The organism is Streptomyces sp. DvalAA-14, from assembly GCF_900091855.1.
In the GTDB taxonomy this organism is placed as follows: Bacteria; Actinomycetota; Actinomycetes; order Streptomycetales; family Streptomycetaceae; genus Actinacidiphila.
On record NZ_FMCH01000093.1, the window covers coordinates 1 to 20,444 of the forward strand.

At 72.3% G+C, this 20,444-nt stretch carries 16 protein-coding genes and 1 pseudogene; 5 read left to right on the forward strand and 12 right to left on the reverse strand.

All coding sequences use genetic code 11. The annotated features are described in order from the left end of the window. Positions 1 to 342, reverse strand: a pseudogene (locus GA0115240_RS04530) (hypothetical protein); the annotation flags it as partial. A gap of 246 nt (positions 343 to 588) precedes the next feature. Here GA0115240_RS04530 and GA0115240_RS04535 point away from each other — a divergent pair. After that, positions 589 to 2,583: a galactose-binding domain-containing protein gene (locus GA0115240_RS04535; protein WP_093735352.1), complete on the forward strand. Its 1,995-nt coding sequence runs from the start codon at positions 589 to 591 to the stop codon at positions 2,581 to 2,583. 172 nt (positions 2,584 to 2,755) lie between these two features. On the opposite strand, the gene GA0115240_RS04540 is transcribed toward GA0115240_RS04535, so the two are convergent. Together GA0115240_RS04540 and GA0115240_RS04545 are read right to left on the reverse strand one after the other, a co-directional pair. Further along, positions 2,756 to 5,104: a DEAD/DEAH box helicase gene (locus GA0115240_RS04540; RefSeq protein ID WP_256069542.1), complete on the reverse strand. Its 2,349-nt coding sequence runs from the start codon at positions 5,102 to 5,104 to the stop codon at positions 2,756 to 2,758. Between the two features lie 104 nt (positions 5,105 to 5,208). Continuing rightward, entirely contained in the window at positions 5,209 to 6,750 is a 1,542-nt protein-coding gene (locus GA0115240_RS04545; protein WP_256069543.1) for a PstS family phosphate ABC transporter substrate-binding protein, read from the reverse strand. Positions 6,751 to 7,001: 251 nt separating this feature from the next. Here GA0115240_RS04545 and GA0115240_RS04550 point away from each other — a divergent pair, with 251 nt between their 5' ends. Then, positions 7,002 to 7,865, forward strand: a complete 864-nt coding sequence (locus tag GA0115240_RS04550; protein ID WP_093735354.1) for an NAD-dependent epimerase/dehydratase family protein — start codon at positions 7,002 to 7,004, stop codon at positions 7,863 to 7,865. A 102-nt stretch (positions 7,866 to 7,967) separates the two neighbouring features. Further along, a complete protein-coding gene (locus GA0115240_RS04555) occupies positions 7,968 to 8,366 on the forward strand; it encodes a TOBE domain-containing protein (RefSeq protein ID WP_093735355.1) in 399 nt (132 codons plus the stop codon). An 81-nt stretch (positions 8,367 to 8,447) separates the two neighbouring features. Here the strand turns inward: GA0115240_RS04555 and GA0115240_RS04560 are convergent, their stop codons facing one another. The 3 genes from GA0115240_RS04560 to glnA all read right to left on the reverse strand — a co-directional run bounded on the left by GA0115240_RS04560 (position 8,448) and on the right by glnA (position 11,509). Next, complete coding sequence (locus GA0115240_RS04560) at positions 8,448 to 9,314, reverse strand: Fpg/Nei family DNA glycosylase (protein ID WP_093735356.1); 867 nt, start codon at positions 9,312 to 9,314, stop codon at positions 8,448 to 8,450. Between the two features lie 347 nt (positions 9,315 to 9,661). Continuing rightward, positions 9,662 to 9,832, reverse strand: a complete 171-nt coding sequence (locus GA0115240_RS04565) for a hydrophobic protein (RefSeq protein WP_093735357.1) — start codon at positions 9,830 to 9,832, stop codon at positions 9,662 to 9,664. A 267-nt stretch (positions 9,833 to 10,099) separates the two neighbouring features. Further along, entirely contained in the window at positions 10,100 to 11,509 is a 1,410-nt protein-coding gene (glnA, locus tag GA0115240_RS04570; RefSeq protein WP_093735358.1) for a type I glutamate--ammonia ligase, read from the reverse strand. Between the two features lie 197 nt (positions 11,510 to 11,706). Here glnA and GA0115240_RS04575 point away from each other — a divergent pair, with 197 nt between their 5' ends. After that, complete coding sequence (locus GA0115240_RS04575; RefSeq protein ID WP_093735359.1) at positions 11,707 to 12,174, forward strand: RDD family protein; 468 nt, start codon at positions 11,707 to 11,709, stop codon at positions 12,172 to 12,174. A gap of 108 nt (positions 12,175 to 12,282) precedes the next feature. Here GA0115240_RS04575 and GA0115240_RS04580 read toward each other — a convergent pair whose 3' ends face one another. From GA0115240_RS04580 to lipB, 4 genes are all read right to left on the reverse strand, one after another. Further along, the gene (locus GA0115240_RS04580) at positions 12,283 to 12,960 is read right to left on the reverse strand and encodes a DUF4191 domain-containing protein (protein WP_093735360.1); all 678 of its coding nucleotides are present in this window, start codon (positions 12,958 to 12,960) and stop codon (positions 12,283 to 12,285) included. Positions 12,961 to 12,993: 33 nt separating this feature from the next. Next, positions 12,994 to 13,269 (reverse strand): hypothetical protein, encoded by a 276-nt coding sequence (locus tag GA0115240_RS04585; RefSeq protein ID WP_093735361.1) that lies wholly within the window; start codon positions 13,267 to 13,269, stop codon positions 12,994 to 12,996. Positions 13,270 to 13,463: 194 nt separating this feature from the next. Further along, entirely contained in the window at positions 13,464 to 14,417 is a 954-nt protein-coding gene (gene lipA, locus GA0115240_RS04590; protein ID WP_093735362.1) for a lipoyl synthase, read from the reverse strand. 160 nt (positions 14,418 to 14,577) lie between these two features. Beyond that, positions 14,578 to 15,354 (reverse strand): lipoyl(octanoyl) transferase LipB, encoded by a 777-nt coding sequence (gene lipB / locus GA0115240_RS04595; RefSeq protein WP_093735363.1) that lies wholly within the window; start codon positions 15,352 to 15,354, stop codon positions 14,578 to 14,580. A 530-nt stretch (positions 15,355 to 15,884) separates the two neighbouring features. On the opposite strand from lipB, the gene GA0115240_RS04600 reads away from it, so the two are divergent. Next, the gene (locus GA0115240_RS04600) at positions 15,885 to 17,378 is read left to right on the forward strand and encodes a regulator (protein ID WP_093735365.1); all 1,494 of its coding nucleotides are present in this window, start codon (positions 15,885 to 15,887) and stop codon (positions 17,376 to 17,378) included. Positions 17,379 to 17,537: 159 nt separating this feature from the next. On the opposite strand, the gene GA0115240_RS04605 is transcribed toward GA0115240_RS04600, so the two are convergent. Both GA0115240_RS04605 and GA0115240_RS04610 read right to left on the reverse strand, forming a co-directional pair. After that, entirely contained in the window at positions 17,538 to 18,809 is a 1,272-nt protein-coding gene (locus GA0115240_RS04605; RefSeq protein ID WP_370673273.1) for a pyridoxal phosphate-dependent decarboxylase family protein, read from the reverse strand. 508 nt (positions 18,810 to 19,317) lie between these two features. Next, a partial coding sequence (locus GA0115240_RS04610) for an FAD-dependent oxidoreductase (protein ID WP_107407095.1) occupies positions 19,318 to 20,444 on the reverse strand: 1,127 nt, incomplete at its 5' end.

The window sequence follows — 20,444 nt, forward strand, 5'->3', positions numbered from 1 at the left end:
GGCCGAGGTGGCGGTCGCCGTCGGGGGCGCCGTCGGGGGCGCCGTCAGGGGCGGCGTCGTCGCGCTCGGCGACGGCAGGGGTACGGCGGCGGCCGGATAGTCCGAGGCCTGCGTCGTGGTCGTCACCGGAAGCGGCTGCGCGGTGCGGGCGGCCGACGGGCGCGATCCGGCCCGCGCCAGCGGCGATTCCACGATCGTCACCAGCGTCACGGTGGCCATCAGTGCCAGCGCGGCCACCGACGCCACGAGCTGGCGGCTCCACCACGGGCCCACGCTCCCCGGCAGGCCCTCCCCGAGGGATATCTCGTCCTCGCCGTCCTCCGACGACCGTTCCTGACTCATGCGGTGAACCGTACGAATGTTTCCTTTGGATCGGCTGAGATCCCGGTTCCAATCGTGTGAATCCGCCCCGAGGCCGCCATCTGGGCACTTCTTGCAGTTCTTCTGTCAATTATTTCGCCTTACGTTCGATCTATTGCGCAGGCGTAACCACGTCGTTACGATCCCCGGCACCAGACTTCCGATCCGCTGCCGATCCCCATCAGCCGCGCAACGGCGGAGGTCGACGCCGATCGGAGGAGAGTCCAGATGGGTGTGTCACGTCGTACGTTCCTGGGCACGGCGGCCGGAGGGTCGGCCGCGGCCGGGCTGGCCGCGCTCGGTATGGCCGGGTCCGCGACCGCGGCCACCGCCGCCCCCGCGGCCAGCGGCCCCGGTGATGTGGTCGGCAAGGTCACCGTCGGCTACCAGGGCTGGTTCGCCTGTATCGGCGACGGAGCCCCGATCAACGCCTGGTGGCACTACAGCGCCAACGGGAGTCAGCCGCCGTCCCCGTCCAACACCACGATCGTGGCCTGGCCGGACGTCCGCGACTACACCAGGACGTACCAGACCGCGTACGCGAACCTCGGCAACGGCCAGCCGGCCACCCTGTTCTCGTCCTACGACCAGCAGACGGTCGACACCCACTTCCTGTGGCTGCAGCAGAACAACATCGACACCGCCGCGCTGCAGCGCTTCAACCCCAACGGCAGCGAGGGCCCGACCCGCGACGCGATGGCCGCCAAGGTGCGCAGTTCCGCCGAGACGCACGGCCGGAAGTTCTACATCATGTACGACGTCTCGGACTGGACGAACATGCAGTCCGAGATCAAGACCGACTGGACCAGCAAGATGAAGGCGCACACCGCCTCATCGGCCTACGCGACCCAGAACGGCAAGCCCGTCGTCTGCATCTGGGGCTTCGGCTTCGCCGACAACCAGCGCCCCTTCGACGCGGCGTCCTGCCTGGACGTCGTCAACTGGTTCAAGGACCAGGGCTGCTACGTCATCGGCGGCGTGCCGACCTGGTGGCGCACCGGCGACCGCGACTCGCGGCCCGGCTTCAGCGACGTCTACCACGCCTTCCACATGCTCTCGCCGTGGATGGTCGGCCGGATCGGGAACGTCGCCGACGCCGACAACTTCTACAACGTCGCCACCGTCCCGGACCTCGCCGAATGCGCCACGTACGGCATCGACTACCAGCCCTGCGTGCTGCCCGGCGCGGTCCTGCTGCGCCAGCGCGCGCACGGCGACTTCATGTGGCGGCAGTTCTACAACATGAAACGGGCCGGAGTGGCGAGCGTCTACATCTCCATGTTCGACGAGTTCAACGAGGGCAACCAGATCGCCAAGACCGCCGAGACCCAGGCATGGGTACCCACCAACTCCGGTTTCCTGGCCCTGGACGAGGACGGCACCGCCTGCTCCTCGGACTACTACCTGCGGCTGACCGGCGACGGCGGCAAGATGCTCAAGGGCCAGATCGCCCTGACCGCCACCCGGCCCACCCCGCCGGTGGTGGGCGGCGGCGGCGACACCGTCCCGCCGACCGCACCCGGCAATCTGCAGGTCACCGCGCACACCAGCACCTCCGTGACGCTGGCCTGGACCGCCGCCACCGACAACGTCGGTGTCACCGGCTACCGCGTCCTGTCGGTCACCGGCTCCGCCACCAGCCCCGTGGGCAGCACCGCGGGCAATGTCACCGGCTTCACCGTCACCGGACTGACCCCGTCCACCGCCTACACCTTCGACGTCCAGGCTCTCGACGCGGCCGGGGACATCTCGCAGCCCTCCAACCAGGTCACCGTCACCACCGACGCGGGCAGTACGCCCACCGGCAACCTCGCGCTCGCCAAAGTCATCTCGGCCAGCAGCCAGACCCAGGTCTACTACCCGAGCAACGCCAACGACGGCAACGCCAACACCTACTGGGAGTCGGCCAACAACGCCTTCCCGCAGTGGCTCCAGGTGGACCTCGGCTCCGTCCCGAGCCAGGTCAAGCGCCTGGTGCTCAAGCTGCCGCCGGCCACCGCCTGGGCCACCCGCACCCAGACCATCTCGGTGCAGACCGGTGCCAGCCTGCCGCTCACCACCCAACTGGCGGCCCTCAACTACACGTTCAACCCGGCGACCGGCAACGCCGTGACGATCACCCTGCCCGCCGCGGTCACCGCCCGCTACGTGCGGCTCAACTTCACCGCCAACACCGGCTGGCCGGCCGGACAGCTCTCCGAACTCGAGGTCTACAGCGCCTGACCCGAGGACCGGTCACGGCCCCCACACCCCGGCCACGCGCTGGGCGGCGCCACGCGTCGTCGTCGCACAGTGCGTGGTCGGTCCATGTCCGCGACCCGCGGGCCCGGCAGCGGGCCGGTCCGCACCCGGCCGGTCCACTCGTCCGGCTGCCCGTGCGCCGGTCCGCCCCTGATCAGGCGGTGCCGGAGCCGCCCCCCGACGCCGAAGCGGGAACAGCCGGCCCGGCCTCCTTCAGCAGGCTCACCCGGCCCTTGGCCAGGCTGACCTGAAGGCCGCCCCGCGGGCCGCCGGGGCCGGGGCCGCCGGTGGTGGCGGCCGTGGAGGCGATGCCGGCCAGCCGCTCCTGCTCGGCCGCCACGACCAGCCGGGCCAGCGACTGCTCGGATATGTCCAGCGCCTCCGGAGCGGAGTCGGCGGTGTCGCTGGGCCGCGCGTAGGCGTCGAAGGCGCGGGACTTCCCCGCCAGGATCTCCAGCATCCGCTGGTCCACACTGTCCACGCCGAGCAGCCGGTGCACCTGCACCCGGCGGATCTGGCCCATCCGGTGCGCGCGGGCGATCGCCTGCTCCTCCGTGGTCGGTTTGACCTGCGGCTCGCACAGCACCACCACCGAGGCGGCCTGGAGATTGAGGCCGACCCCGCCGGCCTGGATCTGGGCCAGCAGCACCGCGTGGCCGGCCGCGGCGGTGAACTCGTCCACCAGCCGCTGCCGATCGGCCGCCGGCGTGCTGCCCGTGATGGCGCCCACCACCGGGGCACGGGCGCCGGCCAGCGCCTCGCCCACGGTGTCCAGCACCTGGCGGAAATAGGAAAAGATCACGACCTTCAGCTCATGCTCCGCGGCCTCCCGGACCACCTCCCGCAACCGCTGCAGCTTCGCCGAGCGGGGCGGATCGGCGTAGGCCGCCCGGCGCATCGCCATGAAGTTCCCGGCCGCCACCGCCGCCCGGTAGGCGGCCAGATCCGTCCGGGACAGCTCCTCCCACTCGTCCACCCGGACCAACTCCGGCAACTCGCTCAGCACATCGGCCTGATTGCGCCGCAGATACGCCGGCCCGACCGCCTTGCGGAACGCCTGCGGCCCGGCCGCCGCCAGACTGCGGCGCACCTGCGGCAGCAACTCCGGGCGGACCTGGCCCACCAGATTGCGGAACTCCTCGACCCGGTTCTCCATCGGGGTGCCGGTCATCAGCAGCACCCGGTCGGCCCGCGCCGTCCAGGCGGCCAGTGCCTTGGACCGGCCCGCCTGCGGGTTCTTCACGTAATGCGCCTCGTCGGCGACCAGCATGCCGAGCGGCTCGGCGGGGCAGTCCCGTACCGGATCCAGCCCGCGCAGGGCGTCATAGGTGGTGACCGCGACATCGCCGGCGGCCAGCCACTCCTTCAGCGCCAGGGCGCGGTCCGGTCCGTGCACCCGGTAGGCAGTCAGGGTGCTGCGGGTCTCGATCTCCCGCAGCCAACTGACCAGCACGCTCGCCGGGCACACCACCAGGAAGTGCGTGCCGCCCTCCGCCTTGAGATGCGCCAGCGCCGCGATGGCCTGCACGGTCTTGCCCAGGCCCATCTCGTCGCCGAGCACCACCCGCTTCTGCGCCAGTGCGAAGCGGGCGCCGAACGCCTGGTACCCGCGCAGTGACACCCGGCGGTGGCGGTCGTCGAGCGGCTGGGCCCGTACCCGGTCGGCCAGCTCGGTCGGCAAAAAGCCCTGCGCCGCCGCGGAATCCGGCGCCGGGCCGCCGAACTCACCGAGCAGAGCGTGGTAATCGGCCGCCCGCAGTTCGAAGTCGAGCCAGGCCGAAGCCACCGCGTCCGGCCCGGTGCCCGGCGCCCGCAGCAGATCCACCGACGCCTGGGTGAGCATCAGACCGGTGCCCTCCGCCGCCGCTGCCCGCAGCTCCTCGTCCAGCCGCGCCAGCGCCGCCCGGGCGGCCTCCCGGCGCTGCCGGCCGGCCAGCAGCATCGCCACCCGCCCGCGCGCCGGTCGCGCCGCCGCCATCAGCTCGGACAGCTCCGCCTCCACCCGCGCCGCGACCTTCCTGGCCCGCGCCGCCTGCGGCCCGGCCGCCACCAGCCGGTGCAACGCCACCACCAGGGCTCCGCTCCGAGGGTCGCCGCGCTGCCCGGCGTCCAGCGGGACCGCCACGGTCTCCTCGACCGCCGACGCGAGCTGGGCGGCGGCGGCCTGGGCCTGGGCGACCGTGGTCCGGCCCACGCCCGGCGCCTGGCCCAGCTCGTAGGCGCTCGCCCCGTACACCCGCCCGACGGTGTCGTAACCCGCCTTCTCCAGTGCGCCGATGCGCAGCCGTCCCTCGGTGGCGTCGGCCAGCCGCGCGACCGGCATGGCGGCCAACTCCCGCCGCACCAGCCCGTCCCGGATCGGCCCGAGCGCCTCGGTCACGGCCGCACGGGCCGTGTCGTAGTCCCGGGCGAGCTCCCGGGCCGCAGCCCGCAGCCGCTCGGCCCGCGCCAGCACCGCGGTGGCCGCGCGCCCCACCCCGACGCCTTCGTCCGCTGCTGCCACGCTGCCCCCCTCGGCCGGATCCGGATCGCCCCAGCGTAAGGCCACCCCCCGACACCGCGCGTACCAAGGCGCCGGCTCCGTCCGGGGGCGAGGACGGATGCGGCTCAGGACGGCCGGCAGAGCACCGGGTTGGCCAGCTCCGCGCACGGCCGGTCGCCGTGCGAGCGGACGATGTCCTGGCCGACCCCGCTGGTGAGGTAGCGCAGGAAGCTGGCGGTCAGCGCGGTGGCGCGCGGCTCGCCGTAGGTGTTGGCGTACTCGGTGGCCCAGAAGGGGTACGCGTTGTTGTCCGCCGCCTCCAACGTGGCCTGCTGTCCGTCGATACGGACCGGCAGCAGGTCGTGGCGGGCGGTGGCGCTGCCCAGTTCGCTGTAGCCCAGGGCCCCGGGGGTGGCGGCCACCGTGTCCAGTAGGTCGCCGGTGCTGCTGCGGCGGCATCGGATCACGCCGGTGGTGCCGATCCCGGAGCGCGACTGGCAGTCGGTGGAGTTCTCACCGGGCTCGGTGTGCCGGTCCAGGACGCGCTCCTCGAAGGCGTGCCGGGTGCCGGAGCCCGAGTCGCGGCTGACCAGCTTGATCGGCACATCGTTGCCGTGCAGCTGCCGCCAGTTGGTGTACTGGCCGGCGTAGAGCTTCCGGATCTCGTCCAGCGTGAGGTCCTGCACGCCGGCGTCCTTGTTGATGACGAGGGTGAACAGCAGGAAGGCGATGGGCCGTTGCAGCACCTCGGGGTGCCCGGGGTCCTTGGGCCCGTCGGAGAACGCGATCTCCGGCGTCGTGCCCAGCCCCTGCTCGCGTCCGGTCCGCTCCAGATCCTCGATGCCGACGCCGCTGGTGTCGGAGCGGATCACGAACGTGGTGCCGGGGCAACTGCGCCGGTACGTCGCCGAGGCCTCTTGCAGCACCGGTGCGAAGGCGGTCGACCCGGACAGCGTCACCTTTCCGCCGGCGCAGTCCAGCGACGCCGCCGTGGTGTCCTTGTTCAGCGAGACCAGCAGCTGCGCCACGATCACCCCGGCCAGGAAGAGCACCATCGCGGCGGCGCGCCAGGAGATGCCGGTACGGCTCCTGGTCTCCTGGATCTGACCGCTGCCGACGCCGCCCTTGACACCGCCGTTGACCTGGGGATCCGGGAACTCCTCCCGGTCGCCGCCGGTGGCCGGCGCCAGGCTCTCCAGCGCGGCCAGCACCTTGTAGTGCGCCGAGCGGTTCATCGGCACCCGGGGCAGGAAGATCCGGCTGTCGTCGTAGCCCAGCCCCGAATCGGCGCCGAACGAGCCCTGCATATGGGCGGCGCTGAGCTCCGTTATGACGAGCCCGGCGACCCTGCGGCCGGGGAACTCCACCGTGATGCCGACCCGGTCGTGGTCGAGGGTCGCGTAGTCGCCGGTGTCGATGTTGGTGACGCCGTTGTTTTCGATCCGCAGCAGCACGAAGGACGGCCGGACCAGCGCCCGGCCGTCGCGCAGCCGCAGCTGCTGGAGCGCGCCCGCGTACTCGGAGTGCACCAGGTCGGTGACGGTGGTGTCCATCTGCACCCGGTAACCGAGCCGTTTGCGGCCGTTGAACGCGAATTCGTAGAGCGCGGCCACGATCGGTACCACGAGGCCGAGTACGGCGAGTGAGATCTCCCAGGGGACGTCCACGACCGCCAAATTATGTTTCTGACGCGGAGTCAGCGGCGGGTGTACCCACGCTTCGGGAGCTGTTCACCGGGTGTTGGGGGGCGGGGCGGGCGCGGCGGCTGTGGCAAGCTGAGAGCTCCGTCGGCGCCGGCCGACCGGCCGCCGACGGTACGACCGTACGTGCCGGACGACGGTCCGAGCGCACGCCGGTCCGCGTCCATGTTCGTCCCCCCACGACCCTGTCCGCATCGCGAGAAGCACGGAGCCCACCCATGAGCACCATCGCCGTCACCGGAGCCAGCGGCAAGACCGGACGGGTCGTCGTGGCGGACCTGCTGGCGCACGGCCACGACGTCGTCGCCGTGGACATCGTGGCCGGCCCCGCCGACCGGGAGCGGATGGCCGTCCTCGGCGCGCCGCTGCTGTGCGCCGACCTGACCGACTACGGCCAGGCGGTCGACGCGCTGCGGGACGTCGACGCGGTGGTGCACCTGGCCAACATCCCGGCGCCCGGCCTCTTCCCGGCCGCGCACACGCTCAACACCAACCTGGCGATGAACAACAACGTCTTCCTGGCGGCCGCCCACAACAAGCTGTCCCGGGTGGTGTGGGCCTCCAGCGAGACCACCCTCGGCCTCCCCTTCGACACCCCGCCCCGCTACGCGCCGGTGGACGAGGACCACTACCCCTACCCCACCTCGACCTACGCGCTGTCCAAGACCGCCAGCGAGACCACCGCCGGGCACATCGCCGGCTGGTCCGGTATCCCCTTCGTCGCGCTGCGGCTGTCCAACGTCCACGTCGAGGCGGACTACCGGCTGATCCCCGGCTACTGGTCCGACCCGCACGCCCGCAAGTGGAATCTGTGGGGGTACGTGGACGCCCGCGATGTCGCGCTGGCCTGCCGCCTCGCCCTGACCGCGGACATCGGCGGCGCCCCGTCCTTCGTGGTCGCCGCCGCCGACACGATCATGAACCGCCCGTCCGCCGACCTGCTCGCCGAGGTCTTCCCCGGCGTGCGGCTCACCCGCGAACTGGGCACCTACGAAACGCTGCTGAGCATCGACCGCGCCCGCGACGCCCTCGGCTACATCCCGGCGCACTCCTGGCGCGGCGTCCTGGAACACGACGCCTGACCGCGCGGGCGGCGGGTGCGGCGGGTGCGGCGGCTGCGGGCGGCGGCGCGGGCCGCCCGGCGGGCCAGGTGCGGTGTGCCGGACACCGCCTAAGGTGGCGGCATGCAGTCGTACACCATCGGGCAGGCCGCCCGCCTGCTGGGCGTCAGCCCGGACACCGCCCGTCGCTGGGCCGACGCCGGCCGTGTGGCCACCCATCGGGACGACGCGGGGCGCCGGCTCATCGACGGCCGCGACCTGGCCGCCTTCTCGGTCGAACTGGCCCAGGGCGGTGGGGAAGCCGCGTCCGAGGTGTCCTTCACCTCGGTCCGCAACGCCTTCCCGGGCATCGTGACCGCCGTCAAGCTCGGCGATGTCGCCGCCCAGGTCGAGATCCAGGCCGGCCCGCACCGCCTGGTCTCCCTGGTGACGCGCGAGGCGGTGGAGGAACTGGGCCTGGAGGTGGGCGCGGAGGCGATCGCGCGGGTCAAGTCGACGAATGTGCATATCGACCGGGTGTGAGGCGGGCCCGGCGGGGTTCGCCCGCGGCCCGCACGCCGGCCGGCCGCACCTGGGCCGCCCCGCGGCTTCCGACCGGCCGGGCTACTTCAGCAGCCGGGACAGCCGCCGGTCCGCCAGCGGTTTGCCGCCCGTCTGGCAGCTGGGGCAGTACTGGAGCGCGGAGTCGCTGAAGGACACCTCGCGGATGGTGTCCCCGCACACCGGACAGGTCTCCCCTTTGCGCCCGTGAACCCGCAGCCCGCTCTTCTTCTCCGCCTTCAGCTCCCGCAGCGGCAGCCCCCGGGACCGCTCCACGGCGTCGGCCAGCGTGGTGCCGATCGCCTCGTAGAGCCGGCCGACCTCCTCCTGGTCGAGCTTGGCGGCCAGCTTGAACGGCGACATCCGGGCGGCGTGCAGGATCTCGTCGGAGTACGCGTTCCCTATGCCGGCGATCACGCTCTGATCGCGCAGCACGCCCTTGATCTGCCGCCGCTCCCCGGTGAGCAGCGCGGCGAAGACCGCCGGGCTGAACGCCGGGTCGAACGGGTCCGGCCCCAGCCGCGCCACCCCCGGCACCTCCTGCGGGTCCCGGACCACGTACACCGCCAGCTTCTTCTGCGTACCGGCCTCGGTCACGTCGAAGCCGCTGTTCGCCGGCTCGGCCAGCCGCACCCGCAGCGCCAGCGGCCCCTTGCCCGGCCGCGGCGGCGCGTCCGCCAGCTTCTCGCTCCACCGCACCCACCCGGCCCGGGCCAGGTGCATCACCAGATGCAGATCCCCGGCCCGCAGGTCGAGGAACTTCCCGTGCCGCTCCACCCCGTCGAAGGCCCGCCCCTCGAAGGCGGTCACCGCCGGGTCGTACGTCTTGAGCGCGTGCACGGCCACCGGATACACCCGCTCGACCGTCTTTCCCACCAGCTCGTCGCCGAGGAATCGGCTCAGCGCCTCGACTTCCGGCAATTCAGGCATACCACCAGTCTGCACCCACGCCCCGGCTGTCCGTCCCGATCCGTTGGGTCATGTGTCCCTCCTCACCCCCTGCGGCTGGGTGCGGGCGCCACGGGTGTCCGGGCGAGGGCCGGGAGCGGAAGGGTGCGGGTCGGAATGCACCGCACGGCGGCCGGAACCCGGGGCGCCGGGATGCTTCCGGTGGAGGTCGAGCCGTTGCGCGTTTTCCGGAAGCACCCCGGCGCTGTGATCCTGTCCACGATCCGCCGAATCACCCCTCCGGATAACGAAAAGATCTCGCGCAGCACGGCGGGCGGCGCCCACCCGGATGGGTGGGCGCCGCCCGCCGCTGCCGTTACCGCCGGGGCCTACCAGCGGTACCAGCGATTTCTGCCGCCGCTGGAATGCGTGCCGCGCATGACGAAGCCCAGCACCCACACGATCAGCACGATGACGGCGACCCACCACAGAATCTTGAGCGCGAATCCCGCACCGAAGAGAATCAGCGCGAGCAGAAGAACGAGAAGCAACGGTCCCATGATTATCTACCTCCAGGAATCCGGTTTCCCCCACGTGAACCCGTCATGCAGTCGGGTTCCGCTCCGACCAGCGGTCGCGGGCGGATCACGGTCAGTGATCCGTGTCCTTCCGTCGAGGAACGCTTCGACGGTGGGCGGCGCAGGATCCAGTGGGCAGGGAGGCGACGGAAGGACGACGCCGGCCGTGGTCCTCCGCTGGGGAGGGCCACGGCCGGCGGCACGCGCAGGGTCCGGGGGAGCGGGGGAGCGCTCGGGCCCGGGGTTCGGCTAGATGTCGAAGTAGAGCTCGAACTCGTGCGGGTGCGGGCGGAGCTGGATGGGGGCGATTTCGGCGGTGCGCTTGAAATCGATCCAGGTCTCGATCAGGTCGGCGGTGAAGACGCCGCCGGCCTGGAGGTAGTCGTTGTCGCCCTCGAGGGCGGTGAGGACCGCGGGGAGGGAGGTCGGGACCTGGGGGACGCTCGCGTGCTCTTCCGGGGCGAGCTCGTAGAGGTCCTTGTCGATCGGCTCGGCGGGCTCGATCTTGTTCTTGACGCCGTCCAGGCCGGCCAGCAGCAGGGCCGAGAAGGCCAGGTACGGGTTGGAGGACGGGTCCGGGGCGCGGAACTCGACCCGCTTGGCCTTCGGGTTGGAGCCGGTGATCGGGATCCGCATCGCGGCCGAGCGGTTGCGCTGCGAGTAGACCAGGTTGACCGGGGCCTCGAAGCCGGGGACCAGCCGGTGGTACGAGTTCACCGTCGGGTTGGTGAAGGCCAGCAGCGACGGCGCGTGCTTGAGGATGCCGCCGATGTAGTAGCGGGCGGTGTCGGACAGGCCCGCGTAGCCGGCCTCGTCGTAGAAGAGCGGGTTGCCGCCCTGCCAGAGCGACTGGTGGACGTGCATACCGGAGCCGTTGTCACCGAAGATCGGCTTGGGCATGAAGGTCGCGGTCTTGCCGTTGCGCCAGGCGACGTTCTTCACGATGTACTTGAAGAGCATCAGGTCGTCGGCGGCGGCCAGCAGCGTGTTGAACTTGTAGTTGATCTCCGCCTGGCCGGCGGTGCCCACCTCGTGGTGCTGGCGCTCGACCTGGAGGCCGGACGCCTCGAGCTGCAGGGAGATCTCGGCGCGCAGGTCGGCGAAGTGGTCGACCGGCGGGGCGGGGAAGTAGCCGCCCTTGTAACGGACCTTGTAGCCGCGGTTGTTCTCGACGGCGCCGGTGTTCCACGCGGCCGCTTCGGAGTCGATGTGGTAGAAGGACTCGTTCGCGGAGGTCTGGAAGCGGACGTTGTCGAAGACGTAGAACTCGGCCTCGGGGCCGAAGTACGCGGTGTCGGCGATGCCGGTCGACTTCAGGTACGCCTCGGCCTTCTTCGCCACGTTCCGCGGGTCACGGCTGTACTGCTCGCCGGTGATCGGGTCGTGGATGAAGAAGTTGATGTTGAGCGTCTTGTCCTTGCGGAACGGGTCGACGCGGGCGGTGGAGAGGTCGGCCCGCAGCGCCATGTCCGACTCGTGGATCGCCTGGAAGCCACGGATGGACGACCCGTCGAAGGCAAGCTCATCGGTCGGGTCGAACGAGGACACCGGGACCGTGAAGTGCTGCATGACGCCGGGCAGGTCACAGAACCGGACGTCGACGAACTTGACGTCCTCGTCCGAAATGAACTTGTTGACGTCGTCGGCGTTCTGGAACATCCAACTCCTCCTAGGCCCGGCCCCGGGGGTCGGGTTGGCGATCGAGGTGCGGCCAGTGCGGTGGCGCACACTGCCCCGACCATAGAGATCAGGGATTTCTCCAGCATGACCCATTTGTTTCTGAGGTGTTAACCGCCCTGCCGGGACACCGGTACCCGGGCACCGGGACCCCTCTTACGGGGGGTTACCGTGGACGCGTGGACAACAGGGAAGTAATCGGATCGTGGCTTTCGGGGCCCCGCGCGGCCGCCGAAGAGATGGGCGTCGAATTCGGCTACCGCGGCGAGCGGCTCGGCCTGCCCCAGGAGGGCCCCGGTTCGATCGCGCCGGTCGGCCGCCGCCTCGCCGCCGTCTTCATCGACTGGATCCTGTGCGTGCTGATCGCATACGGCCTGATCGCGCACCGTGACTACAACGCGTCCAACCCCTGGGCCCTGGGGGTCTTCGGCGCGCTGAGCCTGGTGAGCCTGTCGCTGATCGGCAGCACCCCGGGGAAGCGGCTGCTGGGGCTGCGGGTGGTCCGCCTCGACGGCGGCCGGCTGAAGCCGCCGGCGGTGCTGGTGCGTACGGTGCTGCTGCTGCTCGTCGTCCCCGCCGCCGTCTGGGACCGCGACACCCGCGGTCTGCACGACAAGGCGGCCGGGGCGGTGGAGGTCCGGATCTAGCCCGGGCACGGCACGGACAAGCCGCCACGGCACCCGCGGTGACGAAGAAAGGGGCCCGGACGCCAGCAGGCGTCCGAACCCCTCGTCCGTCAGTAGGGACGGAACCGCTCAGCGGCCCCGCGGCATCCGCATGCCCCGCGGCATCGGACCCTTCGGAATCGGCATGTTGCTCATCAGATCGCCGAGCGCGCGCAGCCGGTCGTTGACCTCGGTGGTCTTCGGGCCGCTCAGCGAGCGCGGCAGCCGCATCAGCGTGCTGCGGATCTTCTTCAGCGGGAGTTCGCCCTCGCCGTTGCCGACGATGAAGTCGTGCACCGGCACGTCGTACACCACCCGCGTGACCTTGCGCTTCTCAGCCGCGAGCAGGCCCTTGACCCGGTTCGGGTTGCCCTCGCCGACCAGCACCACACCGGCCTTGCCGACCGCCCGGTGCACCACGTCCTGGCTCTTGTTCATCGTCACCGCGGGGGTGACGGTCCAGCCGCGGACGTTCTGCAGCACCGCTGCCGCGGCGCCCGGCTTGCCCTCCAACTGCCCGAAGGCGGCTCCCTCGGCGCGGCGGCCGAAGACCACCGCCATGGCCAGTACGGCCAGCAGGACGCCGAGGATGGCGGCGTAGACGGGATGGCTGATCAAGAAGCCGATGGCGAGGATGACACCGAAGGTGACGATTCCCACAGCCGCAATGACAAGCCCGATCTTGGAATCGGCCTGCCTGGTCATCTTGTAGGTCTGGACGATCTGCTTCAGACGTCCAGGGTTCTCGGATGTTTCCTTCCTCGCCATACAGAAAAGGATACGTGGCCTGTCGGTACGCCGTCACCGCGGGCCGATGACCCCGCTCATCAGTGCGGCCATCTCGTGCTCGGCCTCCCGGCGGTCCCGCGCGCGCTGCCGGTCGGCGACGACGGCGGCCCAGGCGTTCCGGCGGGCGGTCTGCTGACCGCCGCTCAGCAGGAACGCCTCGACGGCCCGCAGCGCGCCCGCCACCGGGGCGTGCGGGCGGACGACCCGGAGCTGGGCGCGGAGCGGCGAGCCGAGGGGAGCCCGGAAGGGAGTGCGGGGACGGGCAACGTACAGGGGCCTGGACGGCATGGCGTCCCCTTCAAAAGTCAGCTGATATGGCAATGCGATTAAAGCCAGCATCACCACACTGTGTTACCAGCCAGTGACCAGTCGGTCAAACTCATATCAAAAGCCCCGGGCGGCCGTCGCCTCGCGGCCGGACCGCCGGGGGCACCGCCCGTACGGCCACGGGCACCCACCCGGGGCGCCCGCGGCCGCCCCGCTCAGACCGCTGCCTGCGCGCGCCGGTCCACTGCCTGCTGGAACAGCCGGCCGGCCCGGTACGACGAACGCACCAGCGGCCCGGACATCACCCCGGCGAAGCCGATCTCCTCGGCCTCCTCCTTCAGCTCCACGAACTCCGCGGGCTTCACCCAGCGCTCCACCGGGTGGTGCCGCACCGTCGGCCGCAGGTACTGGGTGATGGTGATCAGCTCGCACCCGGCGTCGTACAGGTCCTGCAGCGCCTGGCTGATCTCGGCGCGCTCCTCGCCCATGCCCAGGATCAGGTTGGACTTGGTGACCAGACCGGCCTCGCGGGCCCGGGTGATCACCTCCAGCGAGCGCTCGTAGCGGAAGGCCGGGCGGATCCGCTTGAAGATCCGCGGCACCGTCTCGACGTTGTGCGCGAGCACCTCGGGGCGGGAGCCGAAGACCTCGGCGAGCTGGGCCGGCTCGGCGTTGAAGTCGGGGATGAGCAGTTCGACCTTGGTCCGGCCGTCGGCCCGCTGCCCGGTCATCGCGTGGATCTGCCGGACCGTCTCGGCGTACAGCCACGAGCCGCCGTCCGGCAGGTCGTCGCGGGCGACACCGGTGATGGTGGCGTAGTTGAGGTCCATGGTGACGACCGACTCACCCACCCGGCGCGGCTCGTCGCGGTCGAGGGCGGCGGGCCTGCCGGTGTCGATCTGGCAGAAGTCGCAGCGCCGGGTGCACTGGTCGCCGCCGATCAGGAAGGTGGCCTCGCGGTCTTCCCAGCACTCGTAGATGTTGGGGCATCCGGCTTCCTGGCACACGGTGTGCAGACCCTCGCTCTTGACGAGTTTCTGCATCTGCGTGTACTCGGGGCCCATCTTCGCCCGGGTCTTGATCCACTCGGGCTTGCGCTCGATGGGGGTCTGGCTGTTGCGGACCTCGAGGCGCAGCATCTTGCGTCCGTCGGGTGCGACTGCGGACACGACCGGCTCCCTAAAGCTTCGATTCTTCGGCGAACACCAGCGTACGCCCATGATTCCTACGGCTCCCTTTCGAGCCAACCAGCGGCCTCGTGGGTGCATTCCCGGTGCCGCCATCGCTCCCGCCCGGCGGCCGCGGCGCGTCGGCCGGGCCGCGGCCGCTTCAGACCGCCCGGGGCAGCGGCAGCGCCGAGGCCAGCACGCCGGCCAGGTGCTTCTCCACCACCGGCACCACCTCGGTGACCGCGATGTCGCGGCCCAGCTCCGCCGACAGCGAGGTCACCCCCGCGTCCCGGATGCCGCACGGCACGATCCGGTCGAACCAGGTGTTGTCCGGGTTGCAGTTGATGGCGAAGCCGTGCATCGTCACGCCCTTGGCGACGCGGATGCCGATCGCGGCGAGCTTGCGGTCCTCGCGGCGCTGGCCGGCGTTGGAGGGGGCGTACTCCGGGCCGTTCAGCCGGGGGTCGAACTCCTCGTCGGCGAGCCGGGGGTCGAAGTCCAGGGTCAGGCCGCCGGTACGGGCCGCCACCGGGTCCCCGAGGACCCACACCCCGCTGCGGCCCTCCACCCGGCTGGTCTCCAGACCGAACTCGGCGGCGGTGCGGATCAGCGCCTCCTCCAGCCGCCGTACGTGGGCGACCACGTCGACCGGGCGGGGCAGCTTCAGGATCGGGTAGCCGACCAGCTGGCCCGGGCCGTGCCAGGTGATCTTGCCGCCGCGGTCCACGTCCACCACGGGGGTGCCGTCCAGCGGGCGCTCGTTGTCGGCGGTACGGCGGCCGGCGGTGTACACCGCCGGGTGCTCGAGCAGCAGGCAGGTGTCCGGGATCTCGTCGGCGAAGCGCGCCGCGTGCACACGCCGCTGCTCCTGCCATGCCTCCCGGTACTCGACGGCGCCCGCGCCGAACCCCAGGTGAACGAAGTCCAGCTCACTCACGACGACTCCTCTGCTGTGCCCTCGGCGCCGGATGTGGGTCTCACAAGGCGCTCCGTTCACTGTACGGCGAGGCCGGCGGCGGACCGCGGGCCGGTCGGCCGGGGTTGTGGACAACCCCGGTCGTGGCTGTGGACAACCGGCCCGGCGGACGGCTGCGAGTGCCGCCGGCGGATGCCCCGACGCGAACCCCCGCAGGTGGGGTCGGTCGGCCCGTCGGCGGGCCCGGGATCACCCGCCACGAGCGTCCGTTGTCCCCCATTCGGGCGAATATGCCGTTCTTACGGTGAACTTCCCGGCACTGACCGTTACATTCGCGCCGATCCTGAGATTCCGAGCGGAAGTGGACCGCACTGCCGATGACGGACCATGCCACGCAGCGAACGCCCGACCGCCCGGACCGCCCCATCACCCCGGCCGTCCGGCCGCGGGGGCCGGCCGAGCCGGCCCGCCCGAACCGTACGACCGGCCCGGACACCACCGACAGCCCGGCCGGCCCGAACAGCTCGAACAGCTCGAAAGGCCCGACAGCAATGAGCAGCGACGGCGGTTCGACGCCCGCCAACAGCCGGCTCGCCGCACTCATCGCCGAGGCCGGCTTCTCCAACGCCGGCCTCGCCCGCCGGGTCGACCAGCTCGGCACCGAACACGGCCTCGACCTGCGCTACGACAAGACCTCCGTGACCCGCTGGCTGCGCGGCCAGCAACCCCGGGGCACCACGCCCGCGCTGATCGCCGAGGTGTTCACCCAGCGGCTCGGACGGCGGCTGTCGGCCCAGGACCTCGGCCTCGACGCGTGCGCGCCGGTCTACGCCGGGCTGGAGTACGCGGCCACGCCCGGCGAGGCGGTGGACATCGTCAGCGGGCTCTGGCGCAAGGACACCGGCAATCACACCGAGCTGCGGAAGATCGCCTTCACCCCGGCCGGCCTGGTCGTCCCCAGCCGGGACTGGCTGATCGGGCGGGCGGACGACTCCGTGGCGTCCCCGGGAGCCGGCCAGGCCCCCGCCGCCCGGGTACCGGCCCAGAGCAGGGTCGAGGGCCTGCCGGCAGCCCCGGAACCGGCGGCCGACCCGGCCCCGCCGGTACGCGGCCGGCCCGGCCGGTCCGAGACCGCCCGGCAGCGGATCACCGCCGGCGACATCGCCGCGGTCCGCGCGGTCGGCGACCTCTTCCGCAGCCTCGACGACGCCTACGGGGGCGGCCACGCCCGCCAGGCTCTGGTCCGCTACCTGGAGCACGAGGCCGAGCCGATGCTCCGCGGCAGCTACGGCGAGGCGCTGGGCCGCCGCCTGTTCGGGTCCGTCGCGGACCTGACCCGGCTGGCCGGCTGGACGTCGTACGACATCGGCGCGCACGGCCTCGCCCAGCGCTACTTCGTCCAGGCGCTCCGGCTGGCGCAGGCCGCGGGGGACCGGGTCTACGGCGGCTATGTGCTGGTCACCATGAGCCGACAGGCCGTCTACCTCGGGCACGGGCGGGAGGCGGTCCAACTGGCCCGGGTGGCCCAGCAGGGCGTCGGTACGGGCGCGCCGCCCGTGGTCCTGGCCCTGCTGCACGCCGCCGAGGGCCGCGGCCACGGCCTGCTCGGCGAGTCCCGCGCCTGCGCGGCCGCGCTCGCCCGGTCCGAGCGCGCGCTGTCGGTGGCCCGGGGCGGCGACGACACCCCGGGGTGGGCCCGCTTCTTCGACGAGGCCCAGCTCGCCGACGAGTTCGGGCACTGCCACCGCGACCTCCAGCAGTGGCGGGCCGCCGCGCAGCACGCCGAGCGCTCCCTCCAACTGCGGTCCCCGGCCTACGCCCGCAGCCGCCTGTTCTCCCGCACCGTGCTGGCCTGCGCCCGGCTGGGCCTCGGCGAACTCGATGTGGCCTGCGCGCACGGCATCGAGGCGGCCAAGCAGGCGGCCGACATGCGGTCACTGCGGGCGGCGGAGTACGTCCGCGATTTCGGACGGCGGTTGGAGCCGTTCCGGGACACGGCGGCGGCGCGGGCGTTCTACGACCGGGTCGCCGCACTGCCGCACTGAGGCGGAGCGGCGGCGCGGGCGCCCCCGGCCTGGCCGGGGCCGGCCGCCGCCACCAGGGCGTCGTAGACCCGGGTGGTGTCCGCCTGCGTCGTACGCCAGTTGGAGAAGGCCGCGCGCAGGGCCGGGACGCCCGCGTGGACCGTGGGGGTGAGGAAGGTCTCACCGGAGGCGGTCAGCGCGGTGGTGAACGCGGCCAGCGGCCCCGCGCCGGGACGGCCGGTGAGGGTGAAGCAGACGACGTTGAGGCGGGCTGGCGCGAGCAGTTCGAAGGCCGGGTGCGCGTCGAGCAGCGCGGCCAACGCGCCGGCGGAGGCCGCGTTGCGGGTGACGATCTCGCGGTGGCCGGCGGCGCCGTAGGCACTGAGGGTGAGCCAGGCCGGCAGGGCCCGCAGGCGGCGGGAGTTCTCCGGGGTGAGATGGAGGAAATCCGGGGTCGACGGGTCCGGGGGCCCCCAGGTACGGGGAGGAGTTGTGGAAGACCGCGGTCTGGAGATCCCGGCGGCGGGTGAACTGGACCGCCGAGTCGTAGGGGACGTTCAGCCACTTGTGCAGGTCCACGCACACCGAGTCGGCCAGGTCGAGGCCGTCCGTCAGGTGTGCGTGCGCCGGGGAGAGGGCCGCGAAGCCGCCGAACGCGGCGTCGACGTGCAGCCAGAAGGGGAAGCGGTCCCGGAGCGCCGCGATCGCCCGCAGATCGTCGAAGTCGACCGTGTTGACCGTGCCGGCGTTGGCGACGACGATCGCGGGCCGGCCGTCCAGCGCGGCCAGCGCGGCGGCCAGCGCGTCCACGTCCACCGCCTCCCGCCCCGGCAGCGTCGCCACCGTACGCAGCCGCTCGCGCCCCATCCCGAGCATCGACAGCGCCTTGCCGATGCTGGAGTGCGGGGTCCCGGACAGGACGTCCACCGGGCCGAGCGCGGCGGCGCCGGCCTCCGAGACCCGCACGCCGAGCCGGCTGCCCACCCACTCGCGGGCCACGGCCAGCCCGACGGTGTTGGACACGGTGGCGCCGCTGACGAAGGCGCCGGAATGCGCCTCGCTCAGCCCGAACAACTCCCGCAGCCAGCCCAGGGTCTCCTTCTCCAGCGCGGCGGCACAGGAATCGCCGCCGGAGGCGGCGTTCTGGTCGTACGCGGCGGTGAGCCAGTCGCCGGCCAGGCCCGCCGGGGTGGCGCCACCGGTCACGAAGCCGAGATAGCGCGGGCCGGCCGCACCCGACAGGCCGGCCTCCCAGCGCGCGCCGAACGCGGCCAGCGCCGCTTCCAGCCCGCGCCCCTCCGCGGGCAGCGCCTCCGCCTCCCCGTCGACCCCCCACCCCGCGCGGACAACGGGCCGCTCGGCGAGCCCGGCCAGAAAGCGGGACGCGTACTCCCGCGTCATCCCGAGCAGCTCGGGCAGCCGGGCAAGGTCACCGGCAAGCAGAGGATCCATGGCAGGAACCCTAGGCATCAAGGAGGGCGCGGTCGCGGGCATTCTTTTTTGCTGCGCCCTCGCCTCCGGCCGCTTAGACCCGGTCTCGACGGTCGATCGTGTCTCGCTCCCTGTGCGCGTTCTTCCCCCAGCTAACGCTGGGAGGTGCCCCCACTTTCGAAACCGGCGCGGCCTTTGGCTCGGTCGCTACACGGTGAGCCGTCGGGCGCAGGGTGCGGCCACCGGTGGACCGTCGGGCGTATTGCGGAGGCGGAAGCGGGCCCCTTTGGCTCACCCTGCGCTGGAGGGCACGCTTGACCGGTCACTTGGCGCCGTGGGGTTCGCCGGTAGCCAGCGAGCCGAAGGGCGCGCCGGTTTCGAAAGAGACGAACGACGAGCGAGGAACGAGCGCAGGAGAGAGGAACGTCGAGACCGGGTCTAAGCGCCCGGAGGCGAGAGGGCGGCAAAAAAGGGAAAAGGGCGGCACCCTCACGCCGGACGGCACCCACCCCACGGCACCCTCGCGCTGCTACGGCTCCCACCCGGCGGCACCCACCCACGGCACCCTCACGCCGCTACCTCCCCCACCCCCCGGCAGCCTCGCGCCCCACGTCCCCACCCCGACGGCTCCCCTGCCGCACCCCCGCCCCGGCCGGAGGCGAGGGCGCGGCAATAAGGGGGGCGCGGGGCTCAGGCCGCTCTGTTGGCGCCGTCGGGCGGGTCCTCCCGGGATTGGGTCGGGTGGCCGGGGGGCCAGGTCGCGGAGGACGCTGTGGGCGGCTCTGCGGCCGGAGAGCAGGGCGCCCTGGACCGTGCTGGTGTCGCGGTGGTCGCCGCACACGTACAGGCCCGCCAGCAGGCGTACCGGGCGGCGCAGGTCGTGCGGGGCGGGCATGGCGGGGATCGCGTCGGGGTCGGTGTGGTGGGCCAGCAGTTCCCAGTGGTCGGTGCCGGTGTCGTAGAGCTCGGCGAGGTGGGCCCGGACGGCCTTGTCGTTGTCGCCGTCCGGGGGCGGGCCGAGGACGACAGAGGTGATCAGGGTCCGGCCGGCCGGGGCCCTGCCGGGGTCGATCGTGCCGGCCGGCAGGGTGTGGGAGACGGGGCCGAGCCGGTCGGCGTCCAGCACGAGTACGGGCTCGCGCCGCGCGGTCGCCGGCGCCGCGTGGTGGAACACCGTGACCTGGTGGAAGGACGGGACCCGCAGGCCCGGCAGCAGCTTCCCCGCGGCGCGCGCGTCGGTGGCCACCACCACCGCCCGGCAGGGGAGTTCGGTGCCGTCCTCGGTGAGCACCGCGTCGACCGCGATGTGGGCGACGCGGGTGCCGAACCGTATCGTCCCGGGCGGCAGGTGCGCCGCCAGCAGTTCGGGCAGCCGGGCCGCGCCGCCGGCCGGCAGGCAGGTGCGGCCGCGGGCGAACCCGCGCAGCACCAGGTCCGCGACCCGGCTGGACGTACTGAGTTCCGGGTCGCACAGCAGCGCCGCCAGCAGTGGCCGCACGAATCCCTCGACGGTGCGCGGTGCGAAGCCGCGGGCGGACAGCGAGTTCGCCGCGGTGGTCTCGGCGCGCACCGCCAGGAGTGAAGTGGGCGTGTCCGCCAGGCGGTTGAAGATCGCGCCGAGCCTGGCCCGGTCGAGGGTGGAGCCGATCGGCGCGC